The 12,712-nt window shown below is 60.7% G+C and carries 12 protein-coding genes and 1 tRNA gene; 9 read left to right on the forward strand and 4 right to left on the reverse strand.

Annotation, left to right across the window (positions count from 1 at the left end):
• Positions 1-86: 86 nt before the first annotated feature.
• A tRNA-Thr gene (locus OOZ53_RS21780) sits at positions 87-162 on the reverse strand.
• 70 nt (positions 163-232) lie between these two features.
• Positions 233-1,246, reverse strand: coding sequence for an NAD(P)H-dependent flavin oxidoreductase (locus OOZ53_RS21785; protein ID WP_271091855.1), 1,014 nt, complete (start codon positions 1,244-1,246; stop codon positions 233-235).
• A gap of 278 nt (positions 1,247-1,524) precedes the next feature.
• Between OOZ53_RS21785 and OOZ53_RS21790 the strand changes: the two genes are divergently transcribed.
• On the forward strand, positions 1,525-2,754 hold the full coding sequence (locus OOZ53_RS21790; RefSeq protein ID WP_271091856.1) for a hypothetical protein: 1,230 nt from the start codon (positions 1,525-1,527) through the stop codon (positions 2,752-2,754).
• A gap of 1 nt (position 2,755) precedes the next feature.
• Here OOZ53_RS21790 and ppk2 read toward each other — a convergent pair whose 3' ends face one another.
• The gene (ppk2, locus tag OOZ53_RS21795; RefSeq protein WP_271091857.1) at positions 2,756-3,640 is read right to left on the reverse strand and encodes a polyphosphate kinase 2; all 885 of its coding nucleotides are present in this window, start codon (positions 3,638-3,640) and stop codon (positions 2,756-2,758) included.
• Between the two features lie 216 nt (positions 3,641-3,856).
• On the opposite strand from ppk2, the gene phoR reads away from it, so the two are divergent.
• From phoR to OOZ53_RS21835, 8 genes are all read left to right on the forward strand, one after another.
• Entirely contained in the window at positions 3,857-5,122 is a 1,266-nt protein-coding gene (gene phoR / locus OOZ53_RS21800) for a phosphate regulon sensor histidine kinase PhoR (protein WP_271091949.1), read from the forward strand.
• A 179-nt stretch (positions 5,123-5,301) separates the two neighbouring features.
• Entirely contained in the window at positions 5,302-6,339 is a 1,038-nt protein-coding gene (locus OOZ53_RS21805) for a PstS family phosphate ABC transporter substrate-binding protein (protein ID WP_271091858.1), read from the forward strand.
• A gap of 62 nt (positions 6,340-6,401) precedes the next feature.
• Complete coding sequence (gene pstC, locus OOZ53_RS21810) at positions 6,402-7,772, forward strand: phosphate ABC transporter permease subunit PstC (protein WP_271091859.1); 1,371 nt, start codon at positions 6,402-6,404, stop codon at positions 7,770-7,772.
• Complete coding sequence (pstA, locus tag OOZ53_RS21815) at positions 7,772-9,061, forward strand: phosphate ABC transporter permease PstA (RefSeq protein WP_271091860.1); 1,290 nt, start codon at positions 7,772-7,774, stop codon at positions 9,059-9,061. The genes pstC and pstA overlap by 1 nt, the downstream gene beginning before the upstream one ends.
• 85 nt (positions 9,062-9,146) lie before the next feature.
• Positions 9,147-9,965, forward strand: a complete 819-nt coding sequence (gene pstB / locus OOZ53_RS21820; RefSeq protein ID WP_271091861.1) for a phosphate ABC transporter ATP-binding protein PstB — start codon at positions 9,147-9,149, stop codon at positions 9,963-9,965.
• Between the two features lie 22 nt (positions 9,966-9,987).
• A complete protein-coding gene (phoU, locus tag OOZ53_RS21825) occupies positions 9,988-10,722 on the forward strand; it encodes a phosphate signaling complex protein PhoU (RefSeq protein ID WP_271091862.1) in 735 nt (244 codons plus the stop codon).
• Positions 10,723-10,766: 44 nt separating this feature from the next.
• On the forward strand, positions 10,767-11,450 hold the full coding sequence (phoB, locus tag OOZ53_RS21830; RefSeq protein WP_271091950.1) for a phosphate regulon transcriptional regulator PhoB: 684 nt from the start codon (positions 10,767-10,769) through the stop codon (positions 11,448-11,450).
• A 211-nt stretch (positions 11,451-11,661) separates the two neighbouring features.
• Positions 11,662-12,075 (forward strand): hypothetical protein, encoded by a 414-nt coding sequence (locus OOZ53_RS21835; protein ID WP_271091863.1) that lies wholly within the window; start codon positions 11,662-11,664, stop codon positions 12,073-12,075.
• Positions 12,076-12,322: 247 nt separating this feature from the next.
• Here OOZ53_RS21835 and OOZ53_RS21840 read toward each other — a convergent pair whose 3' ends face one another.
• Positions 12,323-12,682 (reverse strand): hypothetical protein, encoded by a 360-nt coding sequence (locus OOZ53_RS21840; RefSeq protein ID WP_271091864.1) that lies wholly within the window; start codon positions 12,680-12,682, stop codon positions 12,323-12,325.
• Positions 12,683-12,712: the final 30 nt, after the last annotated feature.

Raw genomic sequence — 12,712 nt, forward strand, 5'->3', positions numbered from 1 at the left:
ATCGACAACCCGTTCGGCACGAGGTTGTAACCCATGTCTCCGGTACAAACCGTTACCTATGTCTCCGGGTCGGACAAATGGCTGACTGGTGCCGCTGAGAGGACTCGAACCTCCGACCCCATCATTACGAATGACGTGCTCTACCAACTGAGCTACAGCGGCCCGCTGCCGAGGCGGCAGAAAAGGATGCAGGGCGATTACCTGCTATCGCCCGACATTTCAAGATGCAAATTCAGCCAAATTGGCCGGCGGCGGGAAAACTGCCGGTATGGCCGGAGACGGCCGTGACCGCCATCAGGTCCTCGAGGGCCTTGCGGTATTCCCGGTCGATCTGGGCGATGAATTCGGCCGCTGGCCGGACTTCCTTGACCGCGCCGATGCCCTGGCCGGAACCCCAGATGTCTTTCCAGGCCTTTGCACCTGTCTGCTTTTCGTCGAAATTCATTTTCGACGGGTCGGCTTCGGGAAGGTTGTCGGGATCCATTCCGGCCTTGGCGATGGACGGCTTCAGATAGTTTCCGTGGATGCCGGTAAAGAAATTCGAATAGACGATGTCGGCGGCCGCGCTCTCGACGATCATCCGTTTGTAGTCGTCGACGGCGCGGGCCTCTTCGGTGGCAATGAAGGGCGTGCCGATATAGGCAAGATCGGCGCCCATCGCCTGCGCGGCAAGCACCGACCGGCCATTGGCAATCGCCCCCGAAAGCGCGATCGGCCCGTCGAACCACTCGCGGATCTCCTGCACCAGGGCAAAGGGCGAAAGCGGCCCGGCATGGCCGCCGGCACCCGCCGCCACCGCGATGAGCCCGTCCGCGCCCTTCTTGATGGCCGATTTTGCGTGCCGGTTGTTGATGATGTCGTGCAGCACGATGCCGCCATATGAGTGAATCGCCTCATTGACCTCCGGCACGGCGCCGAGCGATGAAATGACGATAGGCACCTTGTATTTCTCGCACATCTGAAGATCGTGCTCGAGCCGCGAATTGGAGCGGTGAACGATCTGGTTGACCGCGAAAGGTGCGGCGGGGCGATCCGGGTTCTGCGCGTCGTAGCCGGCCAGTTCCTCGGTGATCTGCGCCAGCCACTCGTCGAGCTGCGCCTCCGGCCGCGCGTTGAGCGCGGGAAAGGAGCCGACGATGCCGGCCTTGCACTGTTCGAGGACCAGCGGCGGATGCGAGATGATGAAAAGCGGCGAGCCGATGACGGGCAGACGAAGATTGTCCTTCAAGATCGCGGGTAGCGTCATGGAGCGATGGTCCTGTTAATTGACGTTTACGGAAACGTAAACACGGGGTAGCAGACCTTGCCTGACGTGAAAAGCACTAATTCTCAGTCACCGGCGCATTGCCCTGCGTACCGGCTTATGGACTGCGATGTGAATGCCTGCGGATCAGTGCCGCGGTCCGGGTTTTTAATTGCGGCCGCAACTGTTATGAGAGATTCGGGGACAGGACCACAGCCGAAGACCGACCGCGGATGCCGATCGAGCCGACCGTCGGGGCGGCCGGCTGACTGGAGTTGCGCGTGAAGGCATTTGAGACGGCGATCCGCAAGGCGCTGCAGAAGATTGACGGCACCAATGCGAAGCTGCGCGAACGGGTTTACCAGTCGGCCCGTGACGCCTTGACCAACAGTCAGGCCAAACAGGGAATTTGGGGAAGCGACGCCGCGGCCGCGCAAAACCGCCGCCTGCAGGATCTCATCGCGGAAATCGAAGCGGAATACATCGCGCCGCTGGAGCCCGAACCGCAGCCGCGCCCCGTGCGGCGCGCGCCGAAGCCGGAAATCCAGGACATCGAGCCGGAAGCGCCGCCACTGCCGGAACCGCCGCCACCACCACCGCCGCGCCCAACGGCAAGACAACAGCCACAACGGCCACCCGCAAAGCCTGCCGCGCAGAAGCGCCCGCCCAAGGAGCGCATCCGCTGGTCTGAACCCGAGCCCGAGATCGGCGGTAATCTGGATGTCGAAAGCGTCGGGCCGGTGGATCCGCCGCCGCCCGGTAAGAACAAGCGACGGAAAAAGAAGCGTGCAGACGCATCCTTGCCGGACATGGATCTGCTTGGTGAAAGCATCGGTGCCGCGCAACGGCCCGGCAAGCAGAAGAGGCAGAAGCGGCGCCGTCCGGTCTTCTCCCTGATCCTTGTCAGCGCGCTGGTCATCTCGTTTCTCGGCATCGGCATCCTGTGGGCTGTCTACAGCGGCATTTTTCTCAGCGAAGAGCAGCGCGATACCAGCGTCCCCAATCCGCCGGCCAAGATCGAGGGCGGCGATTTTGCCGGCAATCCGCCCGCTGACGGCACCTTTTCCGGCGACTGGATCGAGGTCTTCACGCCCGACAACATTTCAGGCGTATCCGGCCGCGGCGCCGCGACCGCTGTCGTGGTCGAGAGCAATGGCGCGCAAGCGCTGCAGTCGGTTTCCGCTGACCCGGGCGTGGCGGGCGAGATTCTGTTCGAGCTGAGCCCGGCTGTCCTTCGCAACCTCGCCGGGCAGAAATCGCTGGTGGCGATAACGCTGCGCTCGAGCACCGAGGAGCCGACCCAGATCTATGTCAAATGCGAACTGGCCGGAGACGGCAGCTGCGGCCGCCACCGTTTCGACGTGAACTACGAGACCGGCGATATCGTCTTCAGCATCGACCTGACCGGCAGGGCGGCGGACGGCGCGTCCGGATTCCTGGCGCTTAACAGCGACGTCACCGGCAAAGGGCTCGGGGTTGATATCTACGCCATCCGCATGCGCCCGCAATAGGTCAGTCTGTCAGAAAATCCGGTCCGAAGCCGAGGATCTTTTCGTCGATCTCGCCGATCGCCCCCTTGTCGCGGCCGCTATAGGGAAGCGTCAAGAGAAGGTGCCGCAGGAGATTGATGCGTGCCCGCCGCTTGTCGTTGGCGCGCACCACGGTCCAGGGCGCGTGATCGGAGTGCGTGTGCTCCAGCATCATGTTGCGCTTTTTGGTGTAGTCGTCCCATTTGTTGAGGCTGGCGATGTCCATCGGCGACAATTTCCAGACCTTCAGCGGATTGTGACGCCGGTCATGAAACCGCTCGAGCTGCATTTCGCGGCCGATATTCAGCCAGAACTTGAACAGATGAACGCCGTCATGCACCTGCAGGCGCTCGAAATCGGGAGTCTCGGCCAAAAAACGTCTGTGCTCCATGTCGCTGCAGAAACCCATGACCGGCTCGACGCCGGCTCGATTATACCAGGAGCGGTCGAAGAGAACGAATTCGCCGGTGGTCGGAAAATGGTCGACATAGCGCTGGTAATACCACTGGCCGCGCTCGCGCTCCGTCGGCTTGGGCAGCGCGACGATGCGCGCCGTGCGCGGGCTCATATAGGCCCGCGTGACGTTGATCGAGCCGCCCTTGCCGGCGGCATCGCGGCCTTCGAAGACCACGATCACCCGTTCACCGGTATCCCGCAGCCATGACTGGACCTTGATCAGTTCGATCTGAAGGGCTTCAAGCTGACCTGCGTAATCGCGCTTGTCGAGCTTGTCGTCATAGGGATAGTTTTCCGATTCGAGCGCCTTCTTCTTGACCCAGCCCGGAAGCTCCGGATCGTCGATGTCGAACCGCCGTTTCTTCCCGTCGATGACAAGATCCACCGCCCGCTCGCCCGCATTGTTGCTCATGGTGTTTTCCCGTTTGTTTCCGTTTCGTCGTAACCGTGATGGTTCGGCTATGTGCAATCCGTGTTATCCACCCCCGGGATTCATGCATTTGTCACCCGGTTTGTGTAGTGCCGATACACACCTTTCGGATTGTTCTATTTCAACGCAATGGCGACAGAAGGCAAAGTGGCGCAAGTGGACACGACGAAGATTATTGGAGTACACACGTCGGCACGCATGCACGAATACGTCCAGAGAATAGTACAGCGTCTCTATGATGCCCGCTTCATCCTTGTCGTCGCTGCCGTCCTGGCGCTGCTGGCCTCGATGTTCACGACGGTCGCGCTCTGGCAGGCGCTGCTTGGGCTGACGCTCGTCTTTCTGGCCGCCGGCATGCCGACGCGCTCGCGCGAGGCGCGCAAGCGTGAGCGGTTGCTGCGCCAGGAGGCGCGCGCGCCGCTGGAATCGATCGTCTTCACCACCTGTGAGGCGCTCGACGATCCGGCGCTCATCCTGGCGCCTGGCGGCACGCTGAAATATCTCAACCGGGCCGCGGTGCAGCAATTCGGTGCGATGAAGGAGGGCGCGCATCTGTCGTCGCTCCTGCGCCCGCCGGCAATACTGAACATGGTGCGCAAGGCGATGAACACCGGCGGCACCTATTCCATCGAACATGTCGAGAAGGTCCCCTCGGAGCGCTGGTTCCGCGTGCGCATCGCGCCGATGGTCGAAATCGCCGACATGAAGGGCGGCAGCGAGCTTTACATGCTCACCTTCCGCGACCAGAGCGAATCGCGCCGCATGGACCGCATGCGCTCCGATTTCATCGCCAATGCGAGCCATGAACTGCGCACGCCGCTGGCTTCGCTTTCCGGCTTCATTGAAACCATGCGGGGTCCGGCCAAGGACGATCCGGAGGCGCGCGAACGGTTCCTGGGCATCATGTTCGAACAGGCCGGCCGCATGACCCGGCTCGTCGACGACCTGCTGTCGCTGTCGCGTCTCGAACTGAAGGCCCACATGGTGCCGACCGACGAGGTCGACCTGGTTCCGCTGATCGACCATATCTCCGATTCCCTTCGGCCGTTGGCCGCTGATCTCGGCGTGACGATCCGGACCAATGCGCCGGAAGGGCCGCTCATCGTCGCCGGCGATCGCGACGAATTGATCCAGGTGTTTGAAAATCTGATGGAGAACGCCTGCAAATACGGCCGAAGCGGTAAAACGATCGATGTTACGTTGAGTGCTGCCGATGGCACGGGAAAAGGCGTTGAAGTCAGCGTCAAGGATTACGGGCCAGGCATACCGCGTGAGCATGTGCCGCGCCTGACGGAGCGTTTTTACCGGGTCAGTGTCGAGGCAAGCCGGTCGAAGAAGGGGACAGGTCTCGGCCTTGCGATCGTCAAGCATATCCTCACCCGCCACCGCGCCAGGCTGGTGGTGCATTCAACCGTCGGCGAAGGATCGGAATTCATTGTCAAATTCGGCAATTCGGGACGTTGAGCAGATTTGGCGTATCAATAAAATAACACATGAAAACAACGCATTAACCTGTCACAAACTTGTAATTGTACTGTCATAAAACTGCGTTGGGCCGGCTGTTAAGAGTCGGGTGCCAGTAGACCTACGGGCTGCGTCATTGTGGGCGCATCAAACAGACCCTGTTGACGGGAGAGAATTCTATGAAAACGCTTAAAATAACCGCTGCCGCTCTGGTGGCTTCGGCCGCCTTCACTGGCGCTGCCGCGGCCCGCGACCAGATCAAGATCGTCGGCTCTTCGACTGTTTTTCCGTACACCCAGGCCGTTTCGGAAGAATATTCCAACAAGACCGGCGGTGCTGCTCCGGTTGTAGAATCGACCGGAACCGGTGGTGGTTTCAAAGTGTTCTGTGGCGGTATCGGCCCCGATCATGCTGATATCACCGGCGCTTCGCGTGCGATCAAGGACTCCGAGAAGAAGCTCTGCGCCGACAATGGCGTTGACGACATCACCGAGGCCCTGATCGGTTATGACGGCCTGTCCATCGCTGTATCGCGCAGCAACGATACGGACTGGGACCTGACCGAAGAGCAGATCTTCAGGGCGCTCGCCGCCGAGCTTCCGGACGGCAATGGCGGCTTCGTCGCCAACCCGAACCAGAAGTGGTCTGACATCGACGCTTCGCTTCCGGACGCTGCGATCGTTGCTTTCGGTCCGCCCCCGACCTCCGGCACGCGCGACGCTTTCGTCGAGCTGGCCATGCATGACGGCTGCAACGCGCTGCCTGGCATGAAAGACCTGAAGAAGGCCGACAAGGGCATGTGGGAAGAAAAGTGCTCGCGCATGCGTCAGGACGGCCCCTTCATCGAAGCCGGTGAGAACGACAACCTGATCGTTCAGCGTCTTGAAGCCGATCCGAATGCAATCGGTATCTTCGGTTACTCGTTCCTTTACGAGAACGCCGACAAGCTCAAGGGCGTGAAGATCAACGGTGTCGCACCGGACTTTGCCACCATCGCCGATGGTTCCTACCCGGTTTCGCGTCCGCTGTTCTTCTACGTCAAGAACGCACACCGCGAAGTCATCCCCGGCATGAAGGACTTCATCGTAGAGTACATGTCCGAGGAAGCTCTCGGCCCGGACGGCTACCTCGCCGAACGCGGCCTGACCCCGCTTGATGACACGGCTCGCAAGCAGACCCAGGACAACGTCCTGAACGCTTCAAAGCTGTCCATGTAAGCCTTGTTTCGATTGCCCCGGCCAAACGGCCGGGGCAATTCCTTTTGGGGTGAGGGGACGAAATGATTGCGTATCTGTTTCTATTTCTGATTATCGCGGCGACCATAGCCTATTTCATTGCATCGCGCCGCGCCGTCGCCATAGCGGGGAACGACGCCCGCGGTCTCCATTCCCGGCCGATCTATCACGGTCTCAACGCCCTGGTTTATACAGCCATACCGGCATTTATCTTTATTCTCCTCTGGCTTCTGTTCGAGGGTTCGGTCATCGACATGCTGTTGATGAGCGCCTATCCCGGCGCCGATGCGATGACCGGTGCGGAGCGCGATCTGCTGCTCAGCGAAATCAGACAGGTGGCCGTCGGCAATATCTTCCGTGAGCCGACACCTGAAATCACTGCTGCCGTCGAGCGGTTCCACTCGCTGAACGCGACGGCAAACCTTCTGCTTGGCGCCGCGGTTGTCATCATCGCTCTGGCCGGCGCGGGTCTGGCTGTTACCTCCGTGTCCAAGCGGTTCCTTGCGCGCCACAGCTTCGAACGGTCGGTGACGATCTTCATGATCTTCGCCTCGACGGTGGCCATCCTGACGACCCTGGGAATTGTCGCATCGCTTCTGTATGAGGCCTACCTGTTCTTCGAGCGCGTCCCGGTCACCGATTTCCTTTTCGGTATTCGGTGGGAGCCGCAGATTCCCCTGCGTGAGGACCAGATCGCCGGGCAGGGCGCTTTTGGTGCGATCCCGGTCTTCGTCGGCACCATCCTGATCTCCTTCCTGGCCATGGCGGTGGCCGTGCCGGTCGGCATTCTGTCGGCCATTTATCTGACGGAGTATGCCTCGCCGCGCTTCCGCGCCGTCGTCAAGCCGATGCTGGAAGTCCTCGCCGGAATTCCGACGGTGGTGTACGGTTTCTTCGCGGTCCTGACCGTCGCGCCGGCTTTGCGTCAGGCGGGTATCAGCATCGGCCTCGATGTGGCCCCCAACAGCGCCATCGCGGCCGGCGGTGTCATGGGCATCATGCTGATACCGTTTATCTCGTCGCTGTCGGACGATGCCTTTGCCGCCGTGCCGCAGGCGATCCGCGACGGATCGCTCGCCGTCGGCGCAACCAAGGGCGAGACCATCCGAAAGGTGCTTCTGCCGGCCGCGCTGCCAGGCATTGTCGGGGGTGTGCTTCTTGCGCTGAGCCGCGCCATCGGTGAGACGATGATCGTCGTGATGGCCGCGGGCCTGATCGCCAAGATGACGGTCAATCCGCTCGATTCCGTGACCACGGTGACCGTGCAGATCGTGACCCTTCTGATCGGCGACTCCGAGTTCGACAATCCGAAGACACTCGCGGCCTTCGCACTTGGACTGATGCTGTTCATCATCACCCTGTTCCTGAACCTGATCGCGCTGCGCATCGTGCGCAAGTACCGGGAGAGCTACTAATGTCCAGCGCCGAAGAAACGATCCATCGCCCGGTTTGGGATTCCGACGAAATGGCGGCCCGTCGCCGCAAGCGCTACGCGGCCGACCGCCGTCTCCAGCGCTACGGCGTCGCGGCGATCACCTTCGCGATCGGGTTTCTTTTCCTGCTTGTCGCAACGCTGCTCTACACCGGAGCCTCGGCATTCGTGCAAACCAAGGCGCGCGTCACGATTGACCTGTCGTCCGCGGAAGTTTCGGCCGACGATCTGATGGGAGCGCCTTGGCGCAACATAGTGCGCAGTTCGCTGCTGGCGCTTGAGCCGACGGAGATTCCGCGCTCCGACCGGCGCGCCTATTTCCAGATGTTCACCTCGTCGGCTCCGTTCCTGGTGCGCGACCACGTGATCGCCAACCCGGATCTGATCGGCAAGTCTTTCGAGTTCAAAATTCCGTTCTCCGATCCGCTGGACCAGTTCGCCAAGGGGCAGATCTCGCGTGACACGCCCGAGGACCGCCGCCGCGTCAGCAACCAGCAGATCGGCTGGTTTGACAAGCTCCAGGCATCCGGCGTCGTGTCCAAGCCCTTCAACTGGGGCCTGATCCTCAACCCGGATTCGCGCTTCCCCGAACTCGCGGGTCTTGCCGGCGCCATTTCGGGGTCCTTCTGGGCGCTGCTGGTCTGTTTCCTGATCAGTTTCCCGGTGGGTGTAGCGGCAGCGATCTATCTTGAGGAGTTCGCGCCGAAGAACCGGCTGACGGATATTATCGAGATCAACATCAACAATCTGGCCGCCGTGCCGTCCGTGGTTTTCGGCCTGCTTGGACTTGCGGTGTTCCTCGGTTGGTTCGGCCTGCCGCGTTCCGCGCCGCTCGTCGGCGGCATGGTGCTTTCGCTGATGACGCTGCCGACGATGATCATCGTCACCCGCGCGGCCCTGCGTTCGGTTCCCTCGTCGATCAGGGAAGCGGCGCTCGGCATCGGGGCGTCCCGGCACGAGGCGATCCTGCACCACATGCTGCCGCTGTCCATGCCGACCATCCTGACCGGTACGATCATTGGTCTCGCACAGGCGCTGGGCGAAACGGCGCCGCTGCTGCTGATCGGAATGAATGCGTTCATTACAAGCCCGCCCGAGGGTGTGTTCTCGGCGTCCACCGCGCTGCCGACGCAGATCTATATCTGGGCGGACAGCCCGGAGCGCGGGTTCGTCTCGCGCACATCTGCGGCCATTCTTGTGCTGCTCGGCTTTCTTGTCCTGATGAACGGGCTTGCCGTCTTCCTGAGGAACCGGTTCGAGCGTCGTTGGTAACGGAGCGTTGGTTGGGTAATGTTGTATTGCTGCGGTTGCGCGTACCCCTCTTGGGTGCAAAAACCGAATAAATGGGGTCTTGAGGATGAACATGATGTCTGAAGCAGCGGTTGAAGAAGCGGTTGGTGCCAAGGTTGATTCCCAGCCGCCCGTCAAGATGCAAGGCCGCATGGTGTGTGTCTATTATGGCGACTCGCAGGCTCTTTACGACGTGAACCTGGACATTCGGAAGAACCAGGTCACCGCGCTGATCGGACCATCCGGTTGCGGTAAATCCACCTTCCTGCGCTGCCTCAACCGCATGAACGACACGATTGACACGTGCCAGGTCAAGGGCAGCATCACACTCGATGGCGGCGACATCTACGATGCATCCGTCGATGTGGTCGAACTGCGCGCCCGGGTCGGGATGGTGTTCCAGAAGCCGAACCCCTTTCCGAAATCGATCTACGAGAACATCGCATACGGCCCGCGCATTCACGGTCTGGCAAGAACCAAGTCCGAATTCGACGAGATCGTCGAAACGAGCCTGCGCAAGGCCGGCCTGTTCGAAGAGGTCAAGGACCGTCTCACCTCGCCCGGAACCGGTCTTTCCGGCGGTCAGCAGCAGCGCCTGTGCATCGCCCGCGCCATTGCCGTCAGCCCGGAAGTGATCCTGATGGACGAGCCGTGCTCGGCACTCGACCCGATCGCCACCGCCAAGGTGGAGGAACTGATCGACGAGTTGCGCCAGAATTTCACCATCGTCATTGTCACCCACTCCATGCAGCAGGCCGCGCGTGTCTCGCAGCGCACGGCGATGTTCCACCTCGGCAACCTCGTCGAAGAGGGTGATACCGACAAAATGTTCACCAATCCGGACGATCAGCGTACGCAGGACTACATAACCGGCCGATTTGGCTGATCTTGTCGAGACAGGAACGATCATGACCGACGAATCCAACCAGGCGTCGCTTGCAGCGCATATAGTCACGTCCTACGACGAGGACCTGCAGTATCTGGTCCGCCGCATCGCCGAAATGGGCGGCGTGGCAGAACGGATGCTGGAAGAAGCTGTCGTCTCGCTGGTCAATTCCGACCCGGCTCTGTCCCAGAAGGTGATTTCTGACGATCTCCTGCTCGACGACGCCGAGCGGCAGATCGGCGAAAAGGCTGTTCTGATCATCGCAAAGCGGCAGCCGATGGCCGCGGACCTGCGCGACGTGATCGGAGCGATCCGCATCGCCGCCGATCTGGAACGGGTCGGTGATATGGCCAAGAACATCGCCAAGCGCGTGCTTGCGGTTCAGGGCATGGCCCAGCCGAAAAAGCTGGTTCGCGGTCTCGATCATCTGGCCGAACTTGCGCTGACACAGCTCAAGGAAGTGCTCGACGCCTACTCGCAGCGCTCCGCCGAAATGGCCAATTCGATTCGCGAGCGCGATGACGAGATCGATGCGATCTATACCTCGTTGTTCCGCGAATTGCTGACATACATGATGGAAGATCCGCGCAATATCACCGCTTGTACGCATCTGCTTTTCTGCGCCAAGAACATCGAGCGGATCGGCGACCACGCCACCAATATTGCCGAAGTGGTCTACTACATTGCGACCGGCGACCAACTGGTCAATGATCGGCCGAAGGACGACGAGACCGCGACTGTCGGTGCCGGAGACTAGGCTGTCGTGCCCGAACGGGTTGCCGCTGGAGAATTCTTATGGGCATAGCACCGCATATTACCGTCGTTGAAGACGAAGAGGCGCTCAGCGTCCTGTTGCGTTACAACCTCGAGGCCGAGGGATATGATGTCGAGACCGTGTTGCGCGGCGACGAGGCTGAACTCAAGCTTCAGGAGCGCGTACCGGATTTGTTGATCCTCGACTGGATGTTGCCCGGCCTGTCCGGCATCGAACTGTGCAGGCGCCTGCGGGTGCGGCCCGAGACCGAAAGGCTGCCGATCATTCTTCTGACCGCGCGCGGCGAAGAGAGCGAGCGGGTGCGCGGCCTGTCGACCGGTGCCGACGATTATGTCGTCAAGCCGTTCTCGACGCCCGAACTGATGGCGCGCGTGCGGGCGCTACTGCGCCGGGTCAAGCCGGAATCGATCTCGACCGTGCTCAAGAGCGGCGATATCGAGCTCGACCGCGAGACCCATCGCGTCTACCGGCGCGGCCGCGAGATCAAGCTGGGGCCGACGGAATTCCGGCTTCTGGAGTTCTTCATGACATCGCCGACGCGCGTATTCTCGCGCTCCCAGCTTCTCGATGGTGTCTGGGGTCACGACATCTATGTGGACGAGCGCACGGTCGACGTGCATGTCGGGCGGCTTCGAAAGGCGCTCAATCTTTCCAACATGCGCGATGTCATCCGCACCGTGCGGGGCGCCGGTTACTCGCTCGAGAACTAGAGCGAGTTATGGTTAGTTTGACGCATTTGACCGTAGCGATTTTGGTTTCTGGCTAGACGGTTGCACGCCGTGGTGCCACTCCACCACAAGTGCAAGCCAACGACGCCAGAGGGGCAAAATCGCCCTGCCCGTTCAACGATGCTTTCCAATGACTTGTTCCTTTCCAGGGTGGGGAAAATCGGCCCATCGGCGTTGTTGCGCCGCTTGCCCGATGCCCCACATCGCGCTGCGCGACGCGCCTATCGGTAGCGAGACATCGACGATCAAGCAGGTTGCGATCAACTCGGCCGGCGCGATCGAACAGGTTCTCAAATTCGTCGCCACCTGGGCGGGATCTGATCCGGAAGCCGTCAATGTCGCTCCGAACCTGGATTTCATTGACCGGTCTCTATCACCGCAGGAAATCGTCGGTCTGGTCCAAGGCTGGCAGTCCGGCGCCTATTCGAAACAGACGCTATTCGACAATCTGCAGCGCGGCGAGATCATCAGCGACGATGTCACCTTTGAGGAAGAGGAAGATCGTATCGCCGAAGATCCGTCGTTGATTCCGCCGCCGACCAATGATGGCGCCGCCGACCTCGGCAATGGCGCCGCCGCCGATGACGACGATAACACTGACGAGTAGGTTTATGATCGGCAGAATTCGCAGCTGGTTCCGCAAGCACCGCCTTCGGCAGGAATTGGAGTACGCTTGCTTCGAGCGAGCGATTGCCGTTGCGCGCGGTGATCGCGAGCGCGCAGACAGGCTCGGGCAGGTCGTTCTGAGCCTGCATCATCAACTTTTTCAGGAAACACCCTGAGAGAGGGCCCGCGGATGGGACAGAGATTGATCACTCCGTCGCTATGAAGCGGGCCCAATGTTCTGTCGGATGCTACTCCGGTACGATCTGAAAGCAGCCTTCCGCCTCTTTGCCCTTCACATTCTCCACGCGCAACGAGGTTGTATTCACGATTATGCACCGATCGGCGTGAACCGGCACTCTTCGTGTTTGGTTGCCGGCACCAAGTTCGAAATAAGATGGGTAGTCGCCGGTCGAGCAGACGACAAGGGTCCTGGGCTCAGCACCATTGTAAAGGAAGTAGTCTTTGTCTGGTTCGCCGGTACCAGCGTAGAATTTGAACTTGTCGCTGTCGCAGTATCCCGTGGCGACAACCCCCTCTTTTTTTTCTGCACCAGCGTTTGCGGGAAGCAAAAGCGCTGCGAAGACAAAGGTCAGTATTGCTAGTTTCATGACACATCCCCCTGTTGTGATTATTTGGCA

This window comes from Allohoeflea poritis (assembly GCF_027889715.1).
Lineage (GTDB): Bacteria > Pseudomonadota > Alphaproteobacteria > Rhizobiales > Rhizobiaceae > Hoeflea_A > Hoeflea_A poritis.

Bases quoted from the DNA above. Each gene is read 5' to 3' on its own strand.
- pstA (WP_271091860.1), top strand. From the start codon at position 7,772: ATGTCCAGCGCCGAAGAAACGATCCATCGCCCGGTTTGGGATTCCGAC.
- ppk2 (WP_271091857.1), bottom strand. From the start codon at position 3,640: ATGAGCAACAATGCGGGCGAGCGGGCGGTGGATCTTGTCATCGACGGG.
- pstC (WP_271091859.1), top strand. From the start codon at position 6,402: ATGATTGCGTATCTGTTTCTATTTCTGATTATCGCGGCGACCATAGCC.
- phoR (WP_271091949.1), top strand. From the start codon at position 3,857: ATGCACGAATACGTCCAGAGAATAGTACAGCGTCTCTATGATGCCCGC.
- pstB (WP_271091861.1), top strand. From the start codon at position 9,147: ATGAACATGATGTCTGAAGCAGCGGTTGAAGAAGCGGTTGGTGCCAAG.
- OOZ53_RS21840 (WP_271091864.1), bottom strand. From the start codon at position 12,682: ATGAAACTAGCAATACTGACCTTTGTCTTCGCAGCGCTTTTGCTTCCC.
- OOZ53_RS21785 (WP_271091855.1), bottom strand. From the start codon at position 1,246: ATGACGCTACCCGCGATCTTGAAGGACAATCTTCGTCTGCCCGTCATC.
- phoU (WP_271091862.1), top strand. From the start codon at position 9,988: ATGACCGACGAATCCAACCAGGCGTCGCTTGCAGCGCATATAGTCACG.
- OOZ53_RS21805 (WP_271091858.1), top strand. From the start codon at position 5,302: ATGAAAACGCTTAAAATAACCGCTGCCGCTCTGGTGGCTTCGGCCGCC.
- OOZ53_RS21835 (WP_271091863.1), top strand. From the start codon at position 11,662: ATGCCCCACATCGCGCTGCGCGACGCGCCTATCGGTAGCGAGACATCG.